This window comes from Variovorax defluvii (assembly GCF_039541515.1).
GTDB lineage: Bacteria > Pseudomonadota > Gammaproteobacteria > Burkholderiales > Burkholderiaceae_C > Variovorax > Variovorax defluvii.
Genome location: NZ_BAABGJ010000081.1, coordinates 213,201 through 239,319, shown reverse-complemented (window position 1 = coordinate 239,319; position 26,119 = coordinate 213,201). Strand labels below are relative to the sequence as shown.

Genomic DNA, 26,119 nt, shown 5'->3' with positions numbered 1-26,119 from the left:
GACGTCCGCGATGCGTGTGGGGTTCGCTTCAATGGACGCGTCGCCATCCGCGTGCCGTCCTCAACCTGACTGGAAGCTGGCGGGGCGCTTTGGGTTTCTACTTATAATCAGTGGCTTTGTGGAAATTCTGGGTCGTCATCCGGGCTTCATTACGATATGAAAACAATGGCCCGCCGTGACGATGTCCGCGAGGACGAACAAGACCCGGAAGTGGACTTCAAGCCGCTGAATGCCGAAGAGGCGCAGCGCTTGCGCGAACGGAAGCCGTCGATCTCGCCGTGGCGCGTGATTGCGATCCAGATCGCGGGAGGGCTCCTGGTGGCATTGGCCGCCTGGGGCCTTTCGGGAAAGCAAAGTGTGGGGTGGTCGGCCGGGTACGGTGCGCTGGCGGTGGTGATTCCCGCCGCCGTGTTTGCGAGAGGGCTGACCGGGAGGTTTTCTTCGTTGAATGCGGGCACTGCGGTGTTCGGGTTCTTCTTGTGGGAAATGGTCAAGTTGGTCTTGTCGGTGGCGATGCTTCTTGCCGCGCCGAGACTGATAGCGGCGCTGAGCTGGCCGGCCATGCTGGTGGGCCTGGTAGTGACAATGAAGGCGGCCTGGGTGGCAGTGATGCTGGCGCCCAAGGCTCCTAAACCTTAGAGATGAGTGAACGGATGGCTGCTGAAAATGCTGCGGAACATGGGGGTCAGACCGCTGGTGAATACATCGTTCACCACTTGACCCATCTTCAAAGCTCCAAGCCGGCAGGTGTTGCCGATTTCTCGGTCTTCAATTTCGACTCCATCTTTTTCGCGATCCTGCTGGGCGTGCTCGGTTGCTGGCTGCTCTGGCTGGGTGCGCGCAAGGCCACGTCCGGCGTGCCTGGCCGCTTCCAGGCGGCCGTGGAGATCCTGGTCGAGGTGGTCGACCAGCAGGCCAAGGGCATCGTGCACAACGCGACCAGCCGCAAGTTCGTCGCACCGCTCGCGCTGACGGTCTTCGTGTGGATCTTCCTGCTCAACGCGATGGACCTCTTGCCGGTCGATCTGCTGCCCTGGATCTGGGGCCTGATCCACGGCGACCCGCACCACGCCTACCTGCGCGTGGTTCCCACGGCCGACCTGTCGGTGGCGATGGGGCTGTCGGTCTCGGTGCTGCTGATCTGCCTCTACTACAACATCAAGATCAAGGGTGCCGGCGGCTGGGTGCACGAGCTGTTCACCGCACCCTTCGGCAACCACTGGGCGCTCTATCCCTTCAACTTCGCGATGCAGCTCATCGAATTCGTCGCCAAGACGGTCTCGCATGGCATGCGTCTGTTCGGCAACATGTATGCCGGCGAGCTGATCTTCCTGCTGATCGCGCTGATGGGCGGCGCCTGGTCGCTCTCGGCCACCGGCATCCTGCTGTCGATCGGCCACGTCATCGCCGGCACCGCGTGGGCCATCTTCCACATCCTGATCATCACCCTGCAAGCCTTCGTGTTCATGATGCTCACGCTCGTGTACGTCGGCCAGGCGCACGATGCCCACTGATCGGGCATCGATCGCACGCTGATCCCTGTTTTCGTTTTTCCTTTCTCTTCAACCAAAGTCCTTAGGAGTCATCATGGAAGTTATTAGCTTTGTCGCTCTGGCCGCCGGCCTGATCATCGGTCTCGGCGCCGTCGGCGCCTGTATCGGCATCGGCATCATGGGCAGCAAGTACCTCGAGTCGGCCGCCCGCCAGCCCGAACTGATGGGTGAACTCCAGACCAAGATGTTCCTGCTGGCCGGTCTGATCGACGCGGCGTTCATCATCGGTACCGGTATCGCGCTGTGGTTCGCCACCGCCAACCCCTTCCTCTCGCAGATCGCCAACCTGCCGAAGTAATCGGCCGAGTCTTCTCGTCGAATTCCTGTCGTTTCCAGATGGGAGCGGCTTCGGATTCAATCCCAATGAGAGGGTGAAAAGTGAGCATTACCGGTACCCTGATCGTCCAGATGATCGTGTTCCTGATTCTTGTCGGGTTCACGATGAAGTACGTGTGGCCGCCGATCGCGAAGGCACTGGACGAGCGTGCCCAGAAGATCGCCGACGGCCTGGCTGCCGCCGACAAGGCCAAGGCCGCGTTGTCCGAGGCGGACAAGCGTGTGGAAGTCGAACTGGGCAAGGCGCGCAACGAATCCGCGCAGCGCCTTGCCGATGCCGAACGTCGTGCGCAGGCCATCGTTGAAGAGGCCAAGGCCCGCGCCACGGAAGAAGGCAACAAGATCGTCGCCGCCGCCCGCGCCGAAGCAGAGCAACAGGCCGTGAAGGCCCGTGAAGCCCTGCGCGAACAGGTGGCCGTGCTGGCCGTCAAGGGCGCCGAGCAGATCCTGCGCAAGGAAGTCAACCCGGCCGTGCACGCCGACCTGCTGGCCCGCCTGCAGACCGAACTCTGAACCGCACGCCATGGCTGAACTCGCTACCATCGCACGCCCCTACGCCGAGGCGCTGTTCAAGGCGTCGTCGTCGGACCTCGCCGGCGCCAGCGCCTGGCTCGAAAAGGTCGCGGCCATCGCTGCCAACCCCGAGCTTCAGCAGTTCGCCGACAACCCCAAGGTGACGCCGGACCAGGTGCTCGGCGTGATTGCCGGCGCCTACGGCGCGGAGCTTCCGAAAGCTGCCAGCAACTTCCTGATGGCTCTGCTGGACAACAACCGCTTTGCCGCGCTGCCCGAGATCGCCAAGCAGTTCCGCGCGCTCGCGAACGCGCAGAGTGGCTCGTCCGACGCCATCGTCTACAGCGCGTTTCCGATCGACGCCGCAGCCCTCGACGGCGTGGCCGCCGCGCTCGAGAAGCGATTCGGCCGCAAGCTCCAGGTGAGCGTGCAACAGGACCCTTCGCTCATCGGCGGCATCCGCGTGGTGGTCGGCGACGAGGTGCTCGACACCTCCGTCAAGGCTCGCCTCGAACAAATGAAAGTTGCGCTGGCAGCCTGAGGCCGCCAGCCCCCTCAACGAAAGAAGGAAAGAGTCATGCAACTCAATCCCGCAGAAATTTCCGAGCTGATCAAGAGCCGCATCGAGGGCCTGGGCGTCAGCGCGAACATCCGCAACGAAGGCACCGTGGTGTCGGTGACCGACGGCATCGTGCGCGTGCACGGCCTGTCGGACGCGATGCAGGGCGAAATGCTCGAGTTCCCGCCCACGGCCGACGGCGCCCCCTCGTTCGGCCTCGCGCTGAACCTGGAACGAGACTCGGTCGGCGCCGTGATTCTGGGTGAGTATGAGCACATCTCCGAAGGCGACACCGTCAAGTGCACGGGCCGCATCCTGGAAGTGCCGGTCGGCCCCGAGCTGATCGGCCGTGTGGTGAACGCCCTGGGCCAGCCCATCGACGGCAAGGGCCCGGTCAATGCCAAGCTCACGGACGTGATCGAGAAGGTCGCCCCTGGCGTGATCGCCCGGAAGTCGGTGGACCAGCCGATGCAGACCGGCCTGAAGTCGATCGACTCCATGGTGCCGATCGGCCGCGGCCAGCGCGAGCTGATCATCGGCGACCGCCAGACCGGCAAGACCGCGGTGGCCATCGACGCGATCATCAACCAGAAGGGTCAGAACATGACCTGCGTCTACGTCGCGATCGGCCAGAAGGCTTCGTCGATCAAGAACGTGGTGCGCGCGCTGGAGCAGGCGGGTGCGATGGACTACACCATCGTCGTCGCCGCTTCCGCTTCCGAATCGGCCGCGATGCAGTATGTCGCCGCCTACTCGGGCTGCACGATGGGCGAATACTTCCGCGATCGCGGCCAGGATGCGCTGATCATCTATGACGACCTGTCCAAGCAGGCCGTCGCCTACCGCCAGGTTTCCCTGCTGCTGCGCCGCCCGCCGGGCCGCGAAGCCTACCCCGGCGACGTGTTCTACCTGCACAGCCGCCTGCTGGAGCGCGCCGCCCGCGTGAACGCCGAGTACGTCGAAGCCTTCACCAAGGGTGAAGTCAAGGGCAAGACCGGTTCGCTCACGGCACTGCCGATCATCGAGACGCAGGCCGGCGACGTGTCCGCCTTCGTGCCGACCAACGTGATCTCGATCACCGACGGCCAGATCTTCCTGGAAACCAACCTGTTCAACGCCGGTATCCGCCCCGCCATCAACGCCGGTATCTCGGTGTCGCGGGTGGGCTCTTCGGCGCAGACCAAGGTCATCAAGGGCCTGTCCGGCGGTATCCGTACCGACCTTGCGCAGTACCGTGAACTGGCCGCCTTCGCGCAGTTCGCTTCCGACCTGGACGAGGCCACCCGCAAGCAGCTGGATCGCGGTGCCCGCGTGACCGAGTTGCTCAAGCAGGCCCAGTACAGCCCGCTGCCCATCTCGCTGATGGCAGCCTCGCTGTTCGCGGTGAACAAGGGCTTCATGGACGACCTCGAAGTCAAGCAAGTGCTGCCCTTCGAGCATGGCCTGCACCAGTTCCTCAAGTCCAGCCATGGCGCCCTGCTCGACAAGATCGAACAGGCCCGCGCGCTCGACAAGGATTCCGAAGCCGAGCTGACCGCCGCGATCACTTCCTTCAAGAAGTCCTTCGCCTGATCGAGAAGGAGTAGCGCTATGGCAGCCGGCAAGGAAATCCGCGGCAAGATCAAATCGGTGGAGAACACCAAGAAGATCACCAAGGCCATGGAAATGGTGGCCGCGTCGAAGATGCGCAAGGCGCAGGACCGCATGCGCGCCGCCCGGCCGTACAGCGAGAAGATCCGCAACATCGCGGCCAACCTCGGCCAGGCGAACCCGGAGTACACCCACGCCTTCATGAAGACCCACGACGCCAAGGCGGTGGGCTTCATCGTGGTCACCACCGACAAGGGCCTGTGCGGCGGCATGAACACCAACGTGCTGCGTGCCGTGACTGCCAAGCTGCGCGAGCAGCAGCAGGCCGGCAACAAGGTCGAGGCGGTGGCGATCGGCAACAAGGGGCTGGGCTTTCTCAATCGCATCGGCGCGCGCGTGGTCTCGCATGTCACGCAGCTGGGCGACACGCCGCATCTCGACAAGCTGATCGGCCCGGTCAAGGTGCTGCTCGACGCCTATGCGGAAGGCAAGCTCAGCGCGGTCTACCTCTGCTACACCAAGTTCATCAACACGATGCGCCAGGAGTCGGTGGTGGAGCAACTGCTGCCGCTGGCGCCCGACGCGCTGAAGATGGAAAAGGGTCAGCACTCGTGGGACTACATCTACGAGCCCGACGCGCAGAGCGTGATCGACGAGCTGCTGGTGCGCTACGTGGAGTCGCTGGCCTACCAGGCGGTGGCGGAGAACATGGCCTCGGAGCAGTCGGCGCGCATGGTCGCGATGAAGGCGGCCACCGACAACGCCGGCAACGTGATCGACGAGCTCAAGCTGGTCTACAACAAGACCCGCCAGGCCGGCATCACGAAGGAACTGTCGGAGATCGTGTCGGGCGCCGCGGCGGCCGCCGGCGTTTGAACGCCGCATCGACGACAACCAGATTCAATTTTTATCGGAGCAGATGATGGCTCAAGAAACAGCAGTTCAAGGCAAGATCGTTCAGTGCATCGGCGCCGTGGTGGACGTGGAGTTCCCGCGCGACCATATGCCCAAGGTGTACGACGCCCTGAAGTACGAAGAAGGCGGCCTGACGCTCGAAGTGCAGCAGCAACTGGGTGACGGCGTGGTCCGCACCATTGCGCTGGGCTCGTCCGACGGCCTGCGCCGCGGCATCGTGGTCACCAACACCGGCGCCCCCATCACGGTGCCCGTGGGCAAGGCCACGCTGGGCCGCATCATGGACGTGCTGGGCCGCCCGATCGACGAGCGCGGCGACGTGGACCAGGCGCTCACCGCCTCCATCCACCGCAAGGCCCCCGTGTACGACGAGCTCTCGCCCTCGCAGGACCTGTTGGAAACCGGCATCAAGGTGATCGACCTGGTGTGCCCTTTCGCCAAGGGCGGCAAGGTGGGGCTGTTCGGTGGCGCCGGCGTGGGCAAGACCGTGAACATGATGGAACTCATCAACAACATCGCCAAGGCGCACTCGGGCCTGTCGGTGTTCGCCGGCGTGGGTGAGCGCACCCGCGAGGGCAACGACTTCTATCACGAGATGGCCGACTCCGGCGTCGTGAACCTGGAGAACCTCGGCGAGTCGAAGGTGGCCATGGTCTACGGTCAGATGAACGAGCCCCCGGGCAACCGCCTGCGCGTGGCGCTGACCGGCCTGACCATCGCCGAGTCCTTCCGCGACGAAGGCCGCGACGTCCTCTTCTTCGTCGACAACATCTACCGCTACACGCTGGCCGGTACCGAAGTGTCCGCGCTGCTGGGCCGCATGCCTTCCGCCGTGGGCTACCAGCCGACGCTGGCCGAGGAAATGGGCCGCCTGCAGGAGCGCATCACCTCCACCAAGGTCGGCTCGATCACCTCGATCCAGGCCGTGTACGTGCCGGCGGATGACTTGACCGACCCCTCGCCTGCCACGACCTTCGCCCACCTTGATTCCACCGTGGTGCTGTCGCGTGACATCGCCTCGCTGGGCATCTATCCCGCCGTGGACCCGCTGGACTCGACCTCGCGCCAGCTCGACCCGCACGTGGTCGGCGAAGAGCACTACAACGTGGCCCGCGCCGTGCAGGGCACGCTGCAGCGCTACAAGGAACTGCGCGACATCATCGCCATTCTGGGCATGGACGAACTGGCCCCCGACGACAAGCTGGCCGTGGCCCGCGCGCGGAAGATCCAGCGTTTCCTGTCACAGCCCTTCCACGTGGCCGAAGTGTTCACCGGCTCGCCCGGCAAATACGTGCCGCTGTCGGAAACCATCCGCGGCTTCAAGATGATCGTCAACGGCGAAGCCGACCACCTGCCGGAGCAGGCCTTCTACATGGTGGGCACGATCGACGAGGCTTTCGAGAAGGCCAAGAAGGTCGCTTAAGGAAAGATCACCATGGCAGGCACCATTCATGTGGACGTGGTCAGCGCCGAGGAGTCCATCTTCTCGGGCGAGGCCAGGTTCGTCGCGCTGCCGGGTGAAGCCGGCGAGCTCGGCATCTATCCGCGCCACACGCCGCTGATCACGCGCATCCGCCCCGGCGCCGTGCGCATCGAGACGGCGGACGGCAACGAGGAGTTCGTCTTCGTGGCCGGCGGCATCCTGGAAGTGCAGCCCAACGCCGTCACCGTGCTGTCCGACACCGCCATCCGCGGCAAGGACCTCGATGAGGAAAAGGCCAACAAGTCCAAGGCTGCGGCCGAGGAAGCGCTGAAGAAGGCCAAGAGCGACATCGACATCGCGATGGCGCAGTCCGAGCTGGCCGTGATGGCAGCCCAGATTGCGGCGCTGCGCAAGTACCGCCAGAAGAAATAAGACAGCGGCCGACCGCCGCTCCGTTGAAAAGCCGCCCTTGGGCGGCTTTTTCAATTGTGCGCCGGCCACGCGGCGGCCCGGCGTCGTCGCCGAACGGCGAGGAACTCACAGCAACGGTGCTGTTACCCACCGGCAGCGCAGACGCTGACACGCGACAGCTCGTCCGCGTGTCCGAACGTCGCCATGGGCGTTCAAGGTCTCCACAACTACCCACCAGGCTTCATCATGTCGGTGCCAAGGACGTCCGTTCACCAGCTCTTGACGAGCAAGTTCCGCCCAGCAGACAAGGACGACGAGCCACCAAGGCCACCCGGTGGTCCAGCCAGCCTGGCGTCGTCACATCGTTACGCGCAAATGCGCGTCATGGACGCCCCATCGATCCGGCTGGCCTGCAGCGTCAGCAAAGATGGACGCGTCGAGATCCAGTGCATCGAAGGATCAGACCCCGACCTGTGGTCGGCGATCCCAGTCTGTGTCGAAGCGTTGACGGGGCCGGGCACATGCCGCACATCGTCGGATGGCTGCGTCATCGTTCTGCCGCATGTCGTTGACGCCAAGACCACCATCGGATACGTGAAGGCCGCCGAAGCCAGCATCAACCTGCTGTTCCAACTTGGCCTGATCGCACCGGAAGCGGCGCGGGTGCTCAAGAACTTCCCCAATGTCGTGAGCTTCGTGGATCGCAACGGCCCCACAAATTTCAGGCTCAATAGCCACTTCGGCGGCAAGCCTCCGATCAAGAAGCTCCCCTCCGAGTCCATCGTCCAATTCACGGCCGCGTTGATCGACGCGGGTTACCCCGGAGCAGGCTGCAACTTGCTTGTGCACTGTGGCACCAAGCTGAAGTATCTGATGCCCCTTGTGTTGTCGCAGCGCACTGCGGCATTTGGGCACTGGCCCCACCCGCGAAGCCTCCTGATCCAAATGCTGAAGCAGGTTGGCAATCAGCTTCAGCCCGAGGGGGCCCCACTCTTGCGCGACCTGATCGCCAGCCGCGAGCTTCCATCCTGGATCAAGGAAGCTCTTGCGCCTCAATTGCCTGAAGACACGCGTGTCAAGGAGGCGCGCGAGGCCGCCGACAAAGCGCGCACGGCCGTCGAGGCGCTGCGTGTTGCGTGGGTGATGGAAACGGATTCACCTGCTTCCATGCGACGGGTTCTGCTCAATCTGCCGGGCAAACCCTGCAATGACATGTCCCGATTGCGCGATCTGGCGCGTGTGCTGGCTGCCGAATTCTCGGACGATGGATTCAAGACACGTCTTGCAGATGAGCTGGCCCAAGTCGCACGCGAACGTCTTTTGACCGCGTGGGGTATGCCGAAAGCCAAACCCTGGGAATTTTTGACGGAGATTCCGGAAGCCAGCGAAAGCGCTCCGCCAAGAGATTTGCTGCCGTTCCTGTACGTCGTACACACAAGCTTCTTCCTCGGCGCCGCGCAGCTCGCGATCTGGCTTCCCATGCTGGCCGACATCGAGAAGCACCGCTGGCGCGACACCGAGGCGGCGAAACTCAAGGCCATTCTCGACGAGATCTTGGCCGCACTTTTCCAAGCGCGAGAGCAAAAGCAGCTTCCTGAAATTGAAATCGAATCCGCGCTGCAAACGCTGAACAGGATCTATGAAAACGTGAGCGCCGGCTTTGGCATACCCTACACGGCATCGAGCGCAACCTTGCTGGATGGGCCCGCGGGCTATCAGGCAGCAATGCAAGAGTGCGAGATCCTCCTCAAGCCTTGTTCGGATGATGACGTCCTGCGCGGCCGCGGGCTCACGATCCAACGCGCGCTCGGGACCATCCTGAGGGGCGAAGACGCCGATGCTTCGGTCGAGATGACGGGAGGCGAGCAACAAGCCATTCTCGACGCGTTGCTCGACGACCCGGCCTGGCGCAGCTTCGTCCACTGGATGGCGAAAGCGGCCAACTATGACGTGCTTCAAACCGTGATGGTCTCGCTTCTGGGGCCGAAGCTGCACCTCGAGCCGGCCAAGTTGTACCTGACTCTTTTTGCCGCGCCGACCGATCATGACCGATTCGCCCTTGCCGTGGCGATATGCCCACTGGTACCGACGTTGCCGCTCGACGATTCGGCGCAGGGGCTCGCCGATCTGCTGACGAACGAATGGTCATACCGTCAAGACGGGCTGAGGCTGATCCTGGAGGCTTGCGTCGGCTCTGGAAAGCCAAGCACGTGGGACGAATTGCGTCAGGCCTGCAAGGCTTTGAAGATGTATCCATTTCTGCTTGGCACGGCGGCGATCCGAAAACTGCTCAGCGGTGCGCCGGCTGACGTGCAGTCGTCCGTCGACCAGTTTTGCCAATCTCGAGAAGGCACCAGGTGGAGCCTCTGTTTGCCGATGAGCGTGCTCGCAGATTGCGTGCTGCGCTTCGACTTGCGCAATACACCATTCCTCAAGGAGGTCACCCATCTACTTTCTCAGAAGGTCCGATTTACGAGCCATACCTTGGACGAGCCCACCTGGATCTATGACGCCCTGAACGGTGCGCCGGCTGATCCGTGGCGACGCCTGGAGTTCTCCATCTTGATCAGCGCATTGGACGAGGATGGCACCATGCTGGCAGCGGGAAGGCTCTGCAGTGCCTTTCCGAAACAGCGAGATGAGAAGAGGCTCCAAGCAACGATCTTTCGGTCGAAGCTCAGTCCCTTGCCCGGCACAAGCGTGGAGCAGATGACGCAGGTAGAGAAGGAACGGTGGAAGGAGAAGTTCACCGATTGGTTGTCTGGATTTCATTGGAATCGGAAGATGCTTCTTCGAGTCTGCGTGATGATCCTGTCTCATCTCATTGATTCCAAGGTCTCCGTCGCGACGATGGGCTACGTCATGACGGTGATGGAAGAGGAGTCCAGCAGGCACCCGACGGAGAGTTCCTTCGCAGATCTCTTGAGTGACTTCCGCACGGCAATGAAAGCCAGGAAGCGTGAGGCAAGGAACGATCATGTGATCACGTTACCCTTGCCGCCATCCGCGCATGGAACTCTGCAGCTGGGTAATGTCCCATCGTTGACGGAAGTCGGCCAAGACCTGCTAGCGCTCGCTCAGACCGTCGATACATTGATCCAGAAGGACCTCCTTTACATCGAGCTTCAGATGATGGTGAACAGCGGGGCGCTCATGAGGCAGCCCAATCTGTTGCTGGCCCTGCTCATGAGAGCCCGCCTGTATGGCGGCTATTCGCGACCGTCGCCGGAACAGTTGGCTTGGCTGGGTGAGCAATGCTGCACCTGGACGAGTGCAGGTTCCGAGTTCGTGCGCCTCCTCTCTGACCTGCTTCACAGGTGGTCGGACGCTGACTGGGTCAAGGCGGATCCAGAACAGCTCGCGGCCTTCATGTCAGGCGTCTTGCGGTTGACAGTGCGTTACCTGGACCTTAAGCCCATGAAATTTGGAGAGAACCGAAAGGCGCTGCACCGTCTCACGAAGCTGGTGGACATGTCTTTCGACAGGTGCATCGCCGTGCCAACCGATGCCGAGCATTTTCAGAACTGCCTGGAGTTACGGGCGTCCCTGAAAATGTGGCTCGATGCTTGATTGCCATGACAGCCATGTCTCTCAATGCCGTTGCCTCCTTCATCCACCAGTTCACCCGTACGCGCGGCCTCGCGCCGGCCCGCGAGGACGAGCAAGGCGTGTGGACGCTGCAGATCGAGGAGGACGTTCTGCTGGCCTTGCGCGCCGGCCCGGGTGAAGGGCAGATGACTGTCTTGTCCAGCCCCGGATACGTCGCACCCGCAGCGCAAGCGAGCGGGCAGGGCAATGAGGAGGAGGAGGAGGATGAGCCGGACGGGCCGGAGCCGCCGGCGGACGCGGACCCCCAGCCCTCCCCGTGGGACATCGAGGTCGACGGACACTCGCGGCTGCTCACGTTGTCGCGCCACTGCGAGGTCGATTCACTGGATGCAGCCTCCTTCGCCGCGTTGATTGACGCTTACGTCTTCATCTACTCTCTCTGGGAAACACAGCTCTCCCCGGAACCGGCGGAGGTGGACGGCCCCGCGCACCTGCTTGCAATGCCGCTGGTGTGGCCCGCGGGGGGCCTGGTCTAGCCCACGTCCGGCGCCTACCGCGCGGGGGTCCGGTCCGCCGCTTGTCTTGATCGACGGAGCTTCACTTCGATCCGAATCAGTCCGAAGTTCAATCTTGTTAGGCTGAACCCCAGCGCCTAGTATTCGCCTTCGACCCGGCAGCCATGCCCGGGCGCAAGACGAACAACGGAGACAAGGCGCTTGGCACCCTGGAGCGGTCTCACTGCCGACGAGATGGCGCTGCTGGAGACCACCTTCTGGTCCGCCGGCGGCTCGCGCCATGCCATGGCCGAGCGGCTGGGCTTTTCCAAGAGCAAGGCCAATGCATTGATCGCCGGGCTGGTGGAGCAGGGGCTCCTCGCCGAAGCCGGCCTGCAGCGCTCCTCCGGCGGCCGCCGTGCCGAAAACCTCCAGCTGCATGCCGGCCTGGGCGTGCTGATCGGCGTGGACATCGGCGCCACCAGCCTCGACGTGGCGGTGCTCCGCCCGGACCTCTCGGTGCTGGCACAGCATGCCGAAGCCGCCGACGTGCGCGAAGGCCCCGGCACGGTGCTGGCGCGGGTGCGGCAGCTCATGCGCGAACTGCTCGCGCGATGCGGCGTCGCGCCGCGGCAGGTGATCGGCATCGGCATCGGCGTGCCAGGCCCGGTCAACTTCGAGATCGGGCAACTGGTCAACCCGCCGCTCATGCCGGCCTGGGACAGCTTCTCCATCCGCGACTACCTGCGCGAGGACTATGCCGCGCCCGTCTTCGTCGACAACGACGTGAACCTCATGGCGCTGGGCGAGCTCTGGCGCCTGAAGCGCTCGCTCTCCAACTTCCTGGTGATCAAGGTCGGCACCGGCATCGGCTGCGGCATCGTCTGCCATGGCGAGGTGTACCGCGGCGCGGCCGGCTCGGCGGGCGACGTGGGCCACATCTGCGTGGACCAGGAAGGGCCGCTGTGCCACTGCGGCAACGTGGGCTGCGTCGAGGCCATGGCCGCCGGCCCCGCCATCACGCGCATGGCCGTGCAGGCGGCCGAAACGGGGGAGAGCCAGCCGCTGGCCGAGCTCTTGCTCAATCAAGGCCGCATCGATGCGGTGGACGTGGGCCAGGCCAGCCGCGCCGGCGACGCCGCGGCCAACGCCATCGTGCAGAAGGCCGGCCGACTCATCGGCCAGATGCTGGCCTCCATCGTCAACTTCTTCAATCCCTCGCATGTGTTCATCGGCGGGGGCATCACCCACATCGGCCCGCTGTTCCTGGCGGCGCTGCGGCAGAGCGTCTACCACCGCTCGCTGGCCCTGTCGACGCGCCACCTGGAGATCCAGTACACGCCCCTGGGCGGGCAGGCCGGCCTGGTGGGCGCAGGGGTGCTGGCGATGCACGAGACGCTCAAGGCGCGGGGTGTCGCGCCATGAAGCCCGGCGTCGCGGTCGAGTTCGAAGGGGTGGTGAAGGCCTTCGGCCCGGTGCAGGTGCTGCACGGCGTGAGCTTCGCGCTGGCGCCCGGCCGCGTCTACGGCCTGCTCGGCGAGAACGGTGCCGGCAAGTCCACCCTGATGAAAATCCTGGCCGGCTACGAAGCCATCACCGCCGGCGTGGTGCGCGTCAACGGCGAGCCGCAGGTCTTCGCCAGCTCGCGCGAGGCCGAGGCGCTGGGCATCGTGCTGATCCACCAGGAATTCAATCTGGCCGAAGACCTCACCGTCGCGCAGAACATCTTCCTCGGCCATGAAAAGAAGAAGGGCTTCCTGCTCGACGATGCCGCGATGGAGCGCGATGCGGCCGCCGCCCTCGCGCAGGTCGGCCTGAAGGTCGACCCACGCACCAAGGTCCGCCGCCTGATCGTGGCCGAGAAGCAGCTGGTCGAGATCGCCAAGGCCGTCTCGCGCCACGCGCGCCTGCTGATCATGGACGAGCCCACCGCCACCCTGACGCCGGGTGAGACCGAGCGCCTCTTCAGGCTGATCGCGCAACTGCGCGCCGATGGCGTCACGATCGTCTACATCTCGCACAAGCTGGACGAGGTCGAGCGCGTGACCGACGAGGTGATCGTGATGCGCGACGGCCGCTTCGTCACGCGCGCGCCCACCGCCGAGCTCACGCGCCACCAGATGGCCAACCTCATGGTGGGGCGCGAGCTGGCGGATCTCTATCCGCCACGCGATCCGGTCGCGGCGCAGGGCGCATCCGCGATGCGCGTGCGTGGCTTCGGCGTGCCCGGCTGGGCGCAGGATGCGGCCTTCGAAGTGCGTCCCGGCGAGATCCTCGGCTTCGCCGGACTGGTCGGCGCCGGCCGCACCGAGCTCTTCGAGGGCCTTCTGGGCCTGCGGCCGGGCAGCGGCAGCGTCGAGATCGGCGGCCAGGCGGTCGCGCTGCGCAACCCGCGAGATGCCGCGCGCCGCGGCCTCACCTACCTCAGCGAAGACCGCAAGGGCAAGGGCTTGCACGTGCACCTGGGCCTGCGGCAAAACCTCACGCTCATGGCGCTGGAGCGCTATGCCGCGCCCTGGCTCCGGCCCGAAGCGGAGCGCCAGGCGCTGGCCGCCGCGGTGAAGGAATACGGCATCCGCACCGGCAACCTCGATGCCCGCGCCTCCTCGCTGTCGGGTGGCAACCAGCAAAAGCTCGCGCTCGCCAAGGTGCTGCAGCCGCGGCCGAAGGTGGTGGTGCTCGACGAGCCCACCCGGGGCGTCGACGTCGGCGCCAAGCGCGACATCTATTTCCTGATCCAGCGGCTGGCCCGGGAAGGGCTGGCCGTGATCGTGATCTCCTCCGAGCTGATGGAACTGATCGGCCTGTGCCACCGCGTCGCCGTCATGCGCGCGGGCCGGATCGTCGCCACCCTCGATGCCGACCAACTGACCGAAGAAACCCTGATCTCCCATGCCACCGGAACCGCCACAAGCCACGCCTGAGGCCGCGGGCGCGACGCACCGCAGCGAGTCGAAGCCGCGCTGGACCGAGCGCCTGCACGGCCTCGGCCCCGTGATCGGCCTGGTGCTGCTGTGCATCGCCGGCACCGTGCTCAACAGCGACTTCGCCACGCTCGACAACGTGATGAACGTGCTCACGCGCACCGCCTTCATCGGCATCATCGCGGTGGGCATGTGCTTCGTCATCATCTCCGGCGGCATCGACCTGTCGGTGGGGTCGATGGCGGCGCTCATCGCCGGCTGCGTGATCATGTTCATCAATGCGATGGGGCCGGCGCTGGGCTCGCCGCTCATGGCCGTGGTGCTCGGCGCAATGCTGGCGGTCGTGCTGGGCGCGGTGTTCGGCCTGGCGCACGGCCTGCTCATCACCAAGGGCCGCATCGAGCCCTTCATCGTCACGCTCGGCACGCTGGGCATTTTCCGCGCCTACCTCACCTACTTCGCCGACGGCGGCGCGCTCACGCTGGACAACGAGCTCTCCGATCTTTACGCACCGGTCTACTACGCCAGCCTGCTGGGCATCCCGGTGCCGGTGTGGGTGTTCCTGGTCGTCGCGGTGATCGGCGGGCTGATCCTCAACCGCACCGCCTACGGCCGCTACGTGCAGGCCATCGGCTCCAACGAGCAGGTGGCGCGCTACGCCGCGGTGGGCGTGGACAACGTGAAGATCCTCACCTACGTGCTGCTCGGCGTGTGCGTGGGCATCGCCACGCTGCTGTACGTGCCGCGCCTGGGCTCGGCCTCGCCCACCACCGGCCTGCTGTGGGAGCTGGAAGCCATCGCCGCGGTCATCGTCGGCGGCACGGCGCTCAAGGGCGGCGCGGGCAGCATCACCGGCACCGTGATCGGCGCGATCCTGCTCTCGGTCATCAGCAACATCCTCAACCTCACGAGCATCATCAGCGTGTACCTCAACGCCGCGGTACAGGGCTTCGTGATCATCGTGGTCGCTTTCCTCCAGCGGGGCCGAAGGTAATGGCCCCCCGGCTTATCCGTCGCTGCGCTCGTGTAACTCCACCCCCCAAGGGGGAGGCGCGGCTCGCCTTGGGGCGGCCCGGCGGCGGCCGCCTGCTCCCTTTTTTCCATGTGTTCGCTTTTCAACGAAGGAGACAGAAAGCATGAACCTCTTCACCCGACGCCTCGCCCTCACCGCGGTGGCCGCGACCGCGCTTGCCGCGGGTCCGGCCCTGGCCGCCGAGAAAGTGAACCTCGGCGTCTCGATCCCGGCCGCCACGCACAGCTTCATGGGCGGCATCAACTACTGGGCCAACCAGGCGAAGAAGGACCTGGAAAAGGAGCACAAGGATCTCAAGATCACGATCAAGACCGCAGCCAACGCGCCCGAGCAGGCCAACCAGCTGCAGGATCTCTCGACCGTGACCAAGATCAATGCCCTGGTGATCTTCCCCTTCGAGTCGGCCGCGCTCACCAAGCCGGTGGCGCAGGTGAAGGCCAAGGGCACCTACGTGACCGTGGTCGACCGCGGCCTGACCGATACCAGCGCGCAGGACGCCTACGTGGCCGGCGACAACACCGCCTTCGGCAGGATCCCGGCCGAGTACATCGCCAAGAAACTGAACGGCAAGGGCGACATCGTCGCGCTGCGCGGCATCGCCACCACGCTGGACAACGAGCGCATGGACGCCTTCAACGCCGTGCTGAAGAACTACCCCGACATCAAGCTGCTCGACGCCAAGTACGCCAACTGGAACCGCGACGACGCCTTCAAGGTCACGCAGGACTACCTGACCCGCTTCAAGAAGATCGACGCCTTCTGGGCGGCCGACGACGACATGGCCTTCGGCGTGCTCAAGGCCATCGAGCAGGCCAAGCGCGACGACATCAAGGTCATCTTCGGCGGCGCCGGTGCCAAGGGCATGGTCAAGACCATCCTCGACGGCAAGGACCCGCGCATCCAGGCCGACGTGAGCTATTCGCCCAAGTTCATCTACGACGCGATCAAGCTGACGGCCGAGGCGCGGCTCAAGGGCGAGAAGCTGCCGGCGACGACCATCATTCCCTCGGTGCTCATCACCAAGGACAACGCCAAGGACTTCTACCACCCCAATTCTCCTTTCTGAGGTGGCGATGCCGGCAACAAGAAAGCTGCGCTACGCCATGGTCGGCGGCGGGCGCGACGCCTTCATCGGCGCCGTGCACCGCAAGGCCATCGCGCTCGACGGGCAGGCCGAGCTGGTGGCCGGGGCGCTCTCGTCCAGCCCCGAGAAGGCGCGCGAGTCCGGCCGCGCGCTGTGGCTGGCGGACGGCCGCAACCATGGCGACTGGCGCGCGCTGCTCGACGACGAACTGAAGCGGCCGCCGGAGGAGCGCATCGACTTCGTCTCCATCGTCACGCCCAACCACCTGCACCTCCCGGTGGCACAGGCCTTCGTGGAGGCGGGCTTCCACGTGGTCTGCGACAAGCCGCTGGTGCACACGGCTGCGCAGGCCCAGGCACTGGTGGCGGCGGTCGCGCGCCAGGGCACCGTGTTCGCGGTCACCTACAACTACACCGGCTACCCCATGGTGCGCGAGGCGCGCGAGATCGTCCGCAGCGGCCGGCTCGGGGAGATCCGCAAGGTGGTCGTCGAATACAACCAGGGCTGGCTCGCCACCCGCCTCGAAGGCGAGGGCAACAAGCAGGCCGAATGGCGCAGCGATCCGGCGCGCAGCGGCGCCGCCGGTGCGATCGGCGACATCGGCTCGCACGCCGAGAACCTGGTGGCGACCGTGACGGGCCTCGAGATCGAGAGCCTGTGCGCCGACCTGGGCGCACTGGTGCCCGGCCGCCCGCTCGACGACGACGGCAGCGTGCTGCTGCGCTTCCAGGGCGGTGCGCGCGGCGTGCTGATCGCCTCGCAGGTCAACACCGGGCTGGAGAACGACCTGCGCCTGCGCGTCTCCGGCACGCTGGGTACGCTGGTCTGGCGGCAGGAGCGGCCGAGCGAGCTGTGGCACCTGCCGCACGACGGGCCTCGGCGCGTGCTCACGCGCGGATCGCCCTGGCTGGGCGATGCGGCGCGGCGCGCCAGCCGCCTGCCCAGCGGGCATCCGGAGGGGTTCATCGAGGCCTTCGCCAATGTGTATGGGGGTGTCTTCGCCGACATCCGCGCGCGGCTCGCGGGCCGTCCTGCGGAGGCGCTGGAGGCCGACTACCCGCGGATCGAGGAGGGTGCGCGCGGCGTGCGCTTCATCGAACGCGTGGTGGCGTCGTCCAGGAGCGATGCCAAATGGACCGCGTGGTGAGGACGACTTTCACCGGCCCACCATCGGGGCTGCAAAGGCTGTCAGGTCCGTGAGGGCGCTTCAGCCCTTGGCCGCATCGGGCCCGGTCCGGTTGATCCGGCCCTTGTGCACCGCCCAGACCTTGCCGTCGGGCGTGCCGACGTACATGGGCTGCCGGGCCCACAGGCTCCAGAACACGTGCGCCTCCGTCGGCGTGGCGTCCATCACGTGCGTCAGGTACAGGCCCGCCGCGCGCGGGTCCTGCCGCAGCGCCAGGCAGGTCCGCGTGAAGCCGCGCTGGGCGAGCACGGCCGGCCCTTCCGTGATCACGCGGTAGGTGCCGCCCAGCGGAACCACCTTGTGCGAGGTGGCGGCGGGCAGCAGGTAGACCACCCATCGGCGCGGCGTGTCGACGGCTTCGGCCGGGAGGACGACGGCGTTGTACTGTTCGGAACAGGGCTCGAAGGCCGAGCGCATCGCCAACTGGCGCGCGCCCGCGGCGCCGGCCTCGAAGGGGCTCAGGCGGGACGGCACGTCGAAGGTGGTGACGTCGCGGATCTCGTTGTCCGCGATGGCGACGGTGACGCGGTAAAGCGCCGAGGGCGTGCGGTCGACGTAGGTGACCGCGATCGAGTCGCCGAGTTCTTCCGTGATCCAGCCCTGGACGCGCGGGTCTCTCTGAAAGGCGGGCAGCTTGAGGACGGCCTCCGTGGCGGCTGCGATGGCGCGTTCGTGCCGGTAGATGGCCACGCCCATGGTTTCGGCACCGAGGATGCTTTCCGCCTCCTGCGCCGGTGACGGGGACGGTGCCTGCGCTTCACCGGCATGCGCGACCAGGCCGCCGAGCGCGAGGGTCAATGCGATGAGATGGCGCGTCATGGTCCACTTCGTCCAAGGATCGGAAGCGGCGGATGCTAGCGATCGCTTGTCGGGACATCGACGCGATGAAAGATTCTGCGGCAATTGATGGCGCAACCCCGTGAAGGAGAGCGCATCCGCCATCCGTGCCGGCCTTGCAGCCGGATTCATTCACACCTTCTCAGTGCGCGCAGGCGGACCCGGCCGCGCCGAGCCGTTGCGCGAGCCGCGCCAACGCGGCTTGCGCCGATGCCTCGATCGTCGTCGAGCAGCCCACCATCAGGTTCAGGCGCTGGCCCAGTCCTTCCACCATGACCCCGCTCCCGCGCTCGCGCAACACGCCATCCGCATCGGGTGCGCAGTCCCGCACCGCGCAGACGCGGCTCGCGTAGCTTTCTTCCGGCACCCCGTAGACCACCACCGGCTTGCCCAGCGCCACGGCGAAGCCCACTTCGAACACGGTGCCGGAGTCGGGCTCGAGCCCGCGGAACGCGGCCAGGTTGGCGATCAAGCCATCGGCCGAGCGGATCAATGCGATGTTGCCTTCGTAGATGCGTCGGGCGCGCTCCGCCTCGCTGCCCTCGAAGCCTTTGTGCACGCCGCCGTCCGAGGGCTCGACGCCCTGCAGGCCGTATTGCGCGCAAGCGGCTTTCAGGCGTTCGTAGATCGCCGCGCTGTCGCGAAAGAAGATGTCGGGACCGGCGAGATACACGCGCGGCGGCGTGCCGGGTGGTCGATGCGGTGAGGCCGCTTTCTGTTCCATCGTTCTGGGATTCCTTCCGACCGCATTGTCCATCGCGTCGACGCCGTAGGTGCCTTCCCACAGCAGTAACGTCCCTGCGCTGCTGATGTCGCACGGCGGCTGGCGTGGACCATGCCTCATGTCGATCACTTGAAGGGAGATGCCGTATGGATGCGATGAACATGCAGGCCGCTTGGGCGCTTGGCGTCGTGCTCCTGGTCCTGGTGGCCCTGGGGGCCTATTTCTTCCACCGAAGACGACAGTCGCAGCAGCTCGCGGAGCGCTTCGGCCCGGAATACCACCGCACGCTCAAGGCGCATGGAAGCCGCGCCAGGGCGGAGGCCGAGTTGCGGGCGCGCGAGGCGCGCGTCGGGAAGCTGCGCATCGTCCCCTTGTCGCCGGAGGATGGCGCACGCTTCGGCAACGCGTGGAACAAGCTGCAGGCGGCGTTCGTCGACAACCCGGCCGGCGCCGTTGCGCAGGCCGACGAACTGGTGCGCGAGCTCATGCAGAAGCGCGGCTACCCGATGAGCGACTTCGAGCACCGTGCAGCCGACATCTCGGTGGACCATCCCGCGGTGGTGAGCAATTACCGCGCGGCCCAGGACATTCACGCGCGCAACCTGCGCGGCGAGGTCGAGACGGAAGAGCTGCGCAAGGCCGTGATGCATTACCGCGCGCTCTTCGACGAGTTGCTCGAAGTGCGCAGAGTCCAACCCCAACCCATGCCGGCGCGGCCGGTGGAGGCCCGATCATGAACTTCGACACACGCGAGCGCGAGCTCGAGGCCCGCGAGCGGACGCGCGAATTCGATGCGCGCCGCGACGATCAAGCCCTGGCGCGCCGACGGCCGACGGCACCCGAGGCACCTGCCGACATCGCGCCCGACGACCTGCAGCGACTTCCGGAACACCCCGTCCAGCGAGCCCCCCAGCCGGTGGCGTCCGACGTCCGCGGCGAGACGCAGGAAGCGCTGAGTTCGCTCTTCACGCCCGAGATGACGCGGGACTTCCGTGCGAGCTGGGATGCCGTGCAGATCAGCTTCGTCGACGATCCGGAACAGGCCGTGCGCAAGGCGGACGAGCTGGTGCGCCAGGTGCTCGACGACCTGGGGCGCACCTTCTCGGCGGACCGGGCGGGCTTTCGCGAAGACGGGGTCGACGAAGCTGAACGCACTGAGCGGCTGCGCATGGCGCTGCGCCGCTACCGGGCCTTTCTGCAGCGGCTGCTGACACTTTGAGGCGGGCGCGATCCGCGCTGGCGGGCCTATGCACCCGCGTGGCGCCGCGCACATTCGCTGGTCACGCGGAAGGGGGGAGCCCGTGAGGTAAGCGAGTTCGTCGGCCTGCTCCTACGCCGGCCTGCGGCTTGTCCGATCCCGCCCGTCGGTCTTGGCCGCTCGCTTCAGTCTCGTGCAGGCGCATGGTGGAGTTCCTTCGACCGTGAAGGCACATTGAAGAGATTCGAGCCACAGCCACTAGGAGACGAGCATGAACAAGCCTGCCGACCAGAGCCCCGACATCCAGGGCGAAGGCAACTACGAAGCCACCCGCCGCTACGACAAGGCCACGACCGACTTCGTGCAGTCCGGCAAGGTCGATCAGGCCGCGCGCGACGCGCGTCCTCAGAGCGAAGCCGAGGCCGACGAGATGCGCCGAGCCGAGCAGGAGGGAAAGGCGCACGCCAAGGGCGAGGATGCCGCGCTGCGCAAGGGCGCGTCGAAGTGAGCTGAGGGGGAATGCGCCAAGGGGATTTTTTTGGGGTGGCCGGTTACTTAACGGACACTTCAACTCCTTGAGCGCCGTGCGGCTTATTCGCCCATGAAACATCAGTCCTCTTCTTACCTTTACGACCGGAGTAGAAATCGCCCATGGCAGGCCGTCTCAATTTCCGGTGTTTCATATGACTACAAGACCTGGCGCAGAGAATACAAACACCAGCAACTGACGCCGGCGGCGGCGGGGCAATGGACAGCCAAGTTTCTCAATGAGCGGAACACCGAGGGATTCGAGGCTGTGCGACAAACCATGGAGGAGCAGGATCCACCAATCTCGGAACTGGACTGGAGTGGCCAACGCCTCACTCTCGCTGCCGAAAAAGATCCTGACTCCGTTGAAGCCCGAGATAGTGGAACAATTGGCAGTTGCATTGCCAAGTTGGCCGGCCTTGCGCGTACTTAAATTGGAATTCATGAAATCACCGCTGCAGCGGCAGCGTAACGACCCAATATCCGCGAGTGCGTTCAAGGCCTTGATGGTAGCTGTTGAAAGGAGTTCAATTGTCGACTTCGAGCTGAGCGGGTATAGATTTGATGATGGGGCCGAGCTTGCGCAGTTGACGTCGGCAATTCAGAGTCGGGAGCGAAGAAATCCGGGCAAGGGTCTGCAGAAATTAAAAATTTCGGAATGCTGGCTTGCTTATCCTGGCGATCTGGCTTCCTTGCTTGCTTTTGTTTCAAACAACGAATCAATAAGAGAGATCGAGCTCGATCTCATGGATTGCTCGAAAAGTCTTTTTTCGAATCCAGGTCAATTTGTTGAGCTTCGTGAACTTGTGCATTCGTGCCCGAACTTGAGGAAATTGACTCTTCCCTGGCAGTTTAGGGCGTTTGAAGAGGAAAAGAACAAGATATTGGGTGAACGCCTTGCAAGGGATGCGAAAAGCGAAGTGTTCATGATTCTTCGTCAGCAATACCAGGTTCCCAAAGAATTGATATATGAAGTCCTCAATCAAATGAGATGATTCCGGCCCGCCCTGACCCCCGCAGATTCTCAGCATGACGCAAGGGCGCGTCTGCAGCTCCAAGCCGGTAGCCACCGCCTGAACCACAATCCGGCCATGACCGAACACGAGTTCCACAACCCCTACACCCACGGCTTCGCCCGGCTGGCCGTGGCGGTGCCGCGCAACCGCGTGGCCGACCCGGCCTTCAACACGGCCGAGACGATCCGCATGTACCGCGAGGCCGCGGCCGACGGCGCGGTGCTGGTCGCCTTTCCGGAACTGGGACTCTCCGCCTACACCTGCGACGATCTGTTCCACCAGGCCGTTCTGCTCGATGCATGCGAGCGCGCCTTGCTGGAAATAGCCGCCACCTCGCGCGAGATCGGCGCCGTCGCCGTGGTGGGCCTTCCGTTCCGGGTGGACCACCGGCTCTTCAACTGCGCCGCCGTGGTGGCCGATGGCCGCGTGCTGGGCATCCTGCCGAAGACCTACCTGCCCAACTACGGCGAGTTCTACGAAGCGCGCCAGTTCAACGGCGCCGACACCGCGCTGTCGCAGGAGGTCGTGCTCGGCGGCGAGCGCGTTCCCTTCGGCACCGACCTGCTGTTCAAGTCGCGCCAGATGCCGCTGTTCAAGCTGCACGTGGAGATCTGCGAGGACGTGTGGGTCCCGATCCCACCCTCCAGCCATGCCGCGCTGGCGGGCGCGACAGTGCTGGTCAATCTGTCGGCCTCCAACATCACCATCGGCAAATCGGACTACCGGCACCGCCTCGTGAGCCTGCAATCCGCCCGCTGCCTGGCTGCCTATCTCTACACCTCCGCCGGCATCGGCGAGTCGACCACCGACCTCGCGTGGGACGGCCAGGCGCTGATCTACGAAGCCGGCGACATGCTCGCCGAGAGCGAGCGCTTCAGCAACCGCTCGCACCGCATCGCCGCCGACGTGGACCTCGAGCGCCTGTCGCGCGAGCGCATGCGGCAGAACAGCTTCGGCACCTCGGTCCACAAGCACAAGGCGGTGCTGGCCGGCTGGCGCACCATCGAGTTCGAGCTGCCCGTGCCGGCCCAGGTGCCCCACGGCCTGCTGCGCGGCGTGGCGCGCTTTCCCTATGTGCCTTCCGATGCGGCGACCCGGGACGCCCGTTGCGCGGAGGTCTTCAACATCCAGGTGCAGTCGCTGGTGCAGCGCGTCGAAGCGGCCGGCATCGACAAGCTGGTGATCGGCGTCTCCGGTGGACTGGACTCCACCCATGCGCTGCTGGTGTGCGCCCAGGCCATGGACCGGCTGGGCAAGCCGCGCTCGGACATCCTCGGCTTCACCATGCCCGGCTTCGCCACCACCGGCCGCACTTTGCAGCAGGCGCGTCGCCTCATGGCCAGCATCGGCTGCAGCGCGCGCGAGATCGACATCCGCCCCAGCTGCCTGCAGATGCTGAAGGACCTGGGCCACCCCTTCGCCGAAGGCCAGCCGCAGTACGACATCGCCTTCGAGAACGTGCAGGCCGGCGAGCGCACCAGCCACCTGTTCCGGCTGGCCAACTTCCACCACGGGATCGTGGTGGGCACCGGCGACCTCAGCGAACTCGCGCTCGGCTGGTGCACCTACGGCGTGGGCGACCACATGTCGCACTACAACGTCAACGCCAGCGTGCCCAAGACGCTGATCAAGCACCTGGTGCACTGGGTCGAGACGCGCCGCATCCTGGGCGACGAAGGCAGCAAGGTGCTGCACGACATCCTGGCCACCGAGGTGAGCCCCGAGCTCATCCCCCCCTCCGAGCCGGCGGCGGGCGGCGACGCGGCGGCGCAGCCGGGCCAGCGCACCGAGGACACCATCGGCCCCTACGAGCTGCAGGATTTCCACCTCTACTACACGCTGCGCTACGGCTTCCGGCCGAGCAAGGTGGCCTTCCTCGCGCAGGCCGCCTGGGGCGACCGCACACGCGGCAGTTGGCCCGACGAGCTTCAGACGGAGCGCAACGAGTACACGCTGGCCGACATCAAGCGGCATCTCGGCACCTTCCTGTGGCGCTTCTTCAAGACCAGCCAGTTCAAGCGCTCCTGCGTGCCCAACGCGCCCAAGGTGGGGTCGGGCGGCTCGCTCTCGCCGCGCGGCGACTGGCGTGCGCCCAGCGATTCGGAGGCGACGGTGTGGCTGGCGGACCTGGAGCGGGTGCCGGGAGGCTGAGGCGTCCGCAGTTCAGACGCTGCGCGCCGTGCGCAGCGTGATCGAATAGCGCAGCGCCTGCACGGGCGTCACGCGGTGCTGCCATCGCCAGCGCGCCGGCCCGCGCATGCAGTAGAGCGAGCGCGGCTCGACCACCAGGTCCAGGTGGGGCAAGGGCCGCCCCAGCGCGTCGTGCTGCGGCGGGTAGGGGCGGAACTGCATCAGCCCGGTCCCCATCAGCGAGACGCCGGCGATGTCCTCGAATTCCGGCACGTCGCGGTGCCAGCCCAGCGGCGTGCCGGGCTGGTACTCCGCCACCAGCACGTGCACCAGCGCTTCGGGCGCCACGCCCATGTGCTGCGCCACCTTGGCGCGCAGCGGCAGCAGCGCCTGCGGCAGTTCGGGCGACGGGCGCAGCCGGTTGGCCTCGAAGTCGTAATGGCCGCCGAAGCTGATGCCGCGCCGGCGGGCCTGGTAGTCCTTGTAGCGCATCGGCTGCAGGGGCAGTGTCCGCACCACCTGCAGCAGTTCCTGCTCTTCTTCCGGATCGAGGAAGTCGCCCTCGTAGCGCCAGCCCTCCAGCATGAGGGCCGGATCGTCGTCGAACAGCGGTTCCTGGAAGGCGTCGCGTGTGCCCATGCCAGGGCCTATGCGGAGGCACCCGCCTTGCGGATGCTCGCCAGCGGCGTGCGGCGGCCGGCCTTCAGGTGCCACTCGATGTCGCTGGCCCGGCTGCCCACCGCGCGCACCGCTTCGCGCAGCTGGTCGTGCGTCACGTCCCATCGCCGGCACCAGTTGTCGAGGGCGCGGTCGGTGCTGATGTCGATGCGTTCGGGGAGGGCCGCGCCCGGGGGGGCATCCGCGATGAGGGAGGGTTTCTTCATGGCTTCGCTCCTGACAGAGGGTAGGCCGGGCAGGCAGGCCCCATCCGGGCCGTCCCCTGGCCCGGGCCGCGCGCCCGTAGGCTTCACCGTAGAAGGGTTGTCGCCCCGGCGCTGTAGGAGATCAGCCAATCCGCTGGACCCGCGGTCCGTCGGGCGGTTCACGGCTTGCGCCGCCGCCGCTTCGGCCCGAACATGCGGGGCGCCAGCCACCGCGAGCCAGCGGCGCGCCGGCCACCCCTGCGGCCCGGGTCGGGCTGCATCCCCCTTCATCCCACCCACACGAGGAAGCGCCATGCCTACGATCACCACCCGCGACGGCACCGAGATCTACTACAAGGACTGGGGCCAGGGCCAGCCCATCGTCTTCTCCCACGGCTGGCCCTTGTCCGGCGACGACTGGGATGGCCAGATGCTGTTCTTCCTTTCGCAGGGCTACCGCGTGATCGCGCACGATCGCCGCGGCCACGGCCGCTCCTCCCAGACCTGGAGCGGCAACGACATGGACACCTACGCCGACGACCTGGCCGAGCTGACCGGGAAGCTCGGCCTCGAGGACGCCGTCCACATCGGCCACTCCACCGGCGGCGGCGAGGTCGCCCGCTATTTGGGACGCCATGGCAGCAAGCGCGTCGCCAAGGCGGTGCTGATCGGGGCCGTGCCGCCGCTCATGCTGAAGACCGAGGCCAATCCCGGCGGCCTGCCGATCGATGTGTTCGACGGCATCCGCAAAGGTGTCGCCGACAACCGCGCCGAGTTCTACCGCGAGATCACGCTGCCCTTCTATGGCTACAACCGGCCGGGCGCGAAGGTGTCCGAAGGCATCCGCCAGCACTGGTGGCTGCAGGGCATGATGGGCGGGATCAAGGCCCACTACGACTGCATCAAGGCCTTCTCGGAGACCGACTTCACCGAGGACCTGAAGAAGATCGACGTGCCCACCCTGATCATGCACGGCGACGACGACCAGATCGTGCCCATCGGCGCCTCGGCCATGCTGTCGTCCAAGCTGGTCAAGGGTGCGCAGCTCAAGGTGTACCCCGGCCTGCCGCACGGGCTGTGCGCCACCCATCCCGAGGTGGTCAACCCCGACCTGCTGGCCTTCATCAAGGGCTGACAGCCAGCCGGCCACCGCCCACCGCGACATGCCGGGCAAGCGCCGCAGGCAGGCAGGGCGCGCGCATCACGCCGGACCGGGCCGCAGGCCTACAGCCGAAGCGCGGGCGCCGGGGCTA

The 26,119-nt window shown here is 65.8% G+C and carries 26 protein-coding genes; 22 read left to right on the top strand and 4 right to left on the bottom strand.

What is annotated here, in order from left to right; genetic code table 11:
- Positions 1 to 156 precede the first annotated feature (156 nt).
- From ABEA07_RS26675 to ABEA07_RS26600, 16 genes are all read left to right on the top strand, one after another.
- On the top strand, positions 157 to 639 hold the full coding sequence (locus ABEA07_RS26675; protein ID WP_345541697.1) for an ATP synthase subunit I: 483 nt from the start codon (positions 157 to 159) through the stop codon (positions 637 to 639).
- Between the two features lie 14 nt (positions 640 to 653).
- Positions 654 to 1,514, top strand: coding sequence for a F0F1 ATP synthase subunit A (atpB, locus tag ABEA07_RS26670; protein WP_345541696.1), 861 nt, complete (start codon positions 654 to 656; stop codon positions 1,512 to 1,514).
- A gap of 73 nt (positions 1,515 to 1,587) precedes the next feature.
- On the top strand, positions 1,588 to 1,851 hold the full coding sequence (gene atpE / locus ABEA07_RS26665) for a F0F1 ATP synthase subunit C (RefSeq protein ID WP_019657641.1): 264 nt from the start codon (positions 1,588 to 1,590) through the stop codon (positions 1,849 to 1,851).
- 80 nt (positions 1,852 to 1,931) lie between these two features.
- Positions 1,932 to 2,402, top strand: a complete 471-nt coding sequence (locus tag ABEA07_RS26660; RefSeq protein WP_345541695.1) for a F0F1 ATP synthase subunit B — start codon at positions 1,932 to 1,934, stop codon at positions 2,400 to 2,402.
- 10 nt (positions 2,403 to 2,412) lie between these two features.
- On the top strand, positions 2,413 to 2,943 hold the full coding sequence (locus ABEA07_RS26655) for a F0F1 ATP synthase subunit delta (protein ID WP_345541694.1): 531 nt from the start codon (positions 2,413 to 2,415) through the stop codon (positions 2,941 to 2,943).
- A 36-nt stretch (positions 2,944 to 2,979) separates the two neighbouring features.
- On the top strand, positions 2,980 to 4,533 hold the full coding sequence (gene atpA, locus ABEA07_RS26650; protein ID WP_345541692.1) for a F0F1 ATP synthase subunit alpha: 1,554 nt from the start codon (positions 2,980 to 2,982) through the stop codon (positions 4,531 to 4,533).
- An 18-nt stretch (positions 4,534 to 4,551) separates the two neighbouring features.
- Positions 4,552 to 5,427, top strand: a complete 876-nt coding sequence (gene atpG, locus ABEA07_RS26645; protein WP_345541690.1) for a F0F1 ATP synthase subunit gamma — start codon at positions 4,552 to 4,554, stop codon at positions 5,425 to 5,427.
- Between the two features lie 46 nt (positions 5,428 to 5,473).
- The gene (gene atpD, locus ABEA07_RS26640) at positions 5,474 to 6,889 is read left to right on the top strand and encodes a F0F1 ATP synthase subunit beta (RefSeq protein ID WP_345542207.1); all 1,416 of its coding nucleotides are present in this window, start codon (positions 5,474 to 5,476) and stop codon (positions 6,887 to 6,889) included.
- Between the two features lie 12 nt (positions 6,890 to 6,901).
- Positions 6,902 to 7,321: a F0F1 ATP synthase subunit epsilon gene (locus ABEA07_RS26635; RefSeq protein WP_345541689.1), complete on the top strand. Its 420-nt coding sequence runs from the start codon at positions 6,902 to 6,904 to the stop codon at positions 7,319 to 7,321.
- Positions 7,322 to 7,684: 363 nt separating this feature from the next.
- A complete protein-coding gene (locus ABEA07_RS26630) occupies positions 7,685 to 10,870 on the top strand; it encodes a hypothetical protein (protein WP_345541688.1) in 3,186 nt (1,061 codons plus the stop codon).
- A 5-nt stretch (positions 10,871 to 10,875) separates the two neighbouring features.
- Entirely contained in the window at positions 10,876 to 11,385 is a 510-nt protein-coding gene (locus ABEA07_RS26625) for a hypothetical protein (RefSeq protein WP_345541687.1), read from the top strand.
- A gap of 213 nt (positions 11,386 to 11,598) precedes the next feature.
- Positions 11,599 to 12,768, top strand: a complete 1,170-nt coding sequence (locus ABEA07_RS26620) for an ROK family protein (protein ID WP_345542205.1) — start codon at positions 11,599 to 11,601, stop codon at positions 12,766 to 12,768.
- Complete coding sequence (locus ABEA07_RS26615; protein WP_345541686.1) at positions 12,765 to 14,267, top strand: sugar ABC transporter ATP-binding protein; 1,503 nt, start codon at positions 12,765 to 12,767, stop codon at positions 14,265 to 14,267. Before ABEA07_RS26620 ends, ABEA07_RS26615 begins: the two co-directional genes overlap by 4 nt.
- The gene (locus ABEA07_RS26610; protein ID WP_345541685.1) at positions 14,236 to 15,261 is read left to right on the top strand and encodes an ABC transporter permease; all 1,026 of its coding nucleotides are present in this window, start codon (positions 14,236 to 14,238) and stop codon (positions 15,259 to 15,261) included. Before ABEA07_RS26615 ends, ABEA07_RS26610 begins: the two co-directional genes overlap by 32 nt.
- Before the next feature lie 142 nt (positions 15,262 to 15,403).
- On the top strand, positions 15,404 to 16,366 hold the full coding sequence (locus ABEA07_RS26605) for a substrate-binding domain-containing protein (protein ID WP_345541683.1): 963 nt from the start codon (positions 15,404 to 15,406) through the stop codon (positions 16,364 to 16,366).
- Between the two features lie 7 nt (positions 16,367 to 16,373).
- Positions 16,374 to 17,531: a Gfo/Idh/MocA family protein gene (locus tag ABEA07_RS26600; RefSeq protein WP_345541682.1), complete on the top strand. Its 1,158-nt coding sequence runs from the start codon at positions 16,374 to 16,376 to the stop codon at positions 17,529 to 17,531.
- Between the two features lie 60 nt (positions 17,532 to 17,591).
- Here ABEA07_RS26600 and ABEA07_RS26595 read toward each other — a convergent pair whose 3' ends face one another.
- Positions 17,592 to 18,389: a hypothetical protein gene (locus ABEA07_RS26595; protein ID WP_345541681.1), complete on the bottom strand. Its 798-nt coding sequence runs from the start codon at positions 18,387 to 18,389 to the stop codon at positions 17,592 to 17,594.
- A 160-nt stretch (positions 18,390 to 18,549) separates the two neighbouring features.
- On the bottom strand, positions 18,550 to 19,251 hold the full coding sequence (locus ABEA07_RS26590; RefSeq protein WP_345542203.1) for a nucleoside 2-deoxyribosyltransferase: 702 nt from the start codon (positions 19,249 to 19,251) through the stop codon (positions 18,550 to 18,552).
- A gap of 26 nt (positions 19,252 to 19,277) precedes the next feature.
- Between ABEA07_RS26590 and ABEA07_RS26585 the strand changes: the two genes are divergently transcribed.
- The 5 genes from ABEA07_RS26585 to ABEA07_RS26565 all read left to right on the top strand — a co-directional run bounded on the left by ABEA07_RS26585 (position 19,278) and on the right by ABEA07_RS26565 (position 24,024).
- Entirely contained in the window at positions 19,278 to 19,868 is a 591-nt protein-coding gene (locus ABEA07_RS26585) for a type 2 periplasmic-binding domain-containing protein (RefSeq protein ID WP_345541680.1), read from the top strand.
- A complete protein-coding gene (locus tag ABEA07_RS26580; protein WP_345541679.1) occupies positions 19,865 to 20,350 on the top strand; it encodes a hypothetical protein in 486 nt (161 codons plus the stop codon). Before ABEA07_RS26585 ends, ABEA07_RS26580 begins: the two co-directional genes overlap by 4 nt.
- 250 nt (positions 20,351 to 20,600) lie before the next feature.
- Positions 20,601 to 20,837 (top strand): hypothetical protein, encoded by a 237-nt coding sequence (locus ABEA07_RS26575; RefSeq protein ID WP_345541678.1) that lies wholly within the window; start codon positions 20,601 to 20,603, stop codon positions 20,835 to 20,837.
- A gap of 340 nt (positions 20,838 to 21,177) precedes the next feature.
- Complete coding sequence (locus tag ABEA07_RS26570) at positions 21,178 to 21,852, top strand: hypothetical protein (RefSeq protein ID WP_345541677.1); 675 nt, start codon at positions 21,178 to 21,180, stop codon at positions 21,850 to 21,852.
- Between the two features lie 96 nt (positions 21,853 to 21,948).
- Positions 21,949 to 24,024 carry an NAD(+) synthase gene (locus tag ABEA07_RS26565; protein WP_345541676.1) on the top strand — a complete coding sequence of 692 codons (2,076 nt, stop codon included), beginning with the start codon at positions 21,949 to 21,951 and terminating at the stop codon, positions 24,022 to 24,024.
- Positions 24,025 to 24,036: 12 nt separating this feature from the next.
- On the opposite strand, the gene ABEA07_RS26560 is transcribed toward ABEA07_RS26565, so the two are convergent.
- A complete protein-coding gene (locus ABEA07_RS26560; RefSeq protein ID WP_345541674.1) occupies positions 24,037 to 24,642 on the bottom strand; it encodes an alpha-ketoglutarate-dependent dioxygenase AlkB in 606 nt (201 codons plus the stop codon).
- An 8-nt stretch (positions 24,643 to 24,650) separates the two neighbouring features.
- A complete protein-coding gene (locus tag ABEA07_RS26555) occupies positions 24,651 to 24,887 on the bottom strand; it encodes a DUF3606 domain-containing protein (protein ID WP_345541673.1) in 237 nt (78 codons plus the stop codon).
- A gap of 292 nt (positions 24,888 to 25,179) precedes the next feature.
- Between ABEA07_RS26555 and ABEA07_RS26550 the strand changes: the two genes are divergently transcribed.
- Positions 25,180 to 26,001, top strand: coding sequence for an alpha/beta fold hydrolase (locus ABEA07_RS26550; protein ID WP_345541671.1), 822 nt, complete (start codon positions 25,180 to 25,182; stop codon positions 25,999 to 26,001).
- Positions 26,002 to 26,119: the final 118 nt, after the last annotated feature.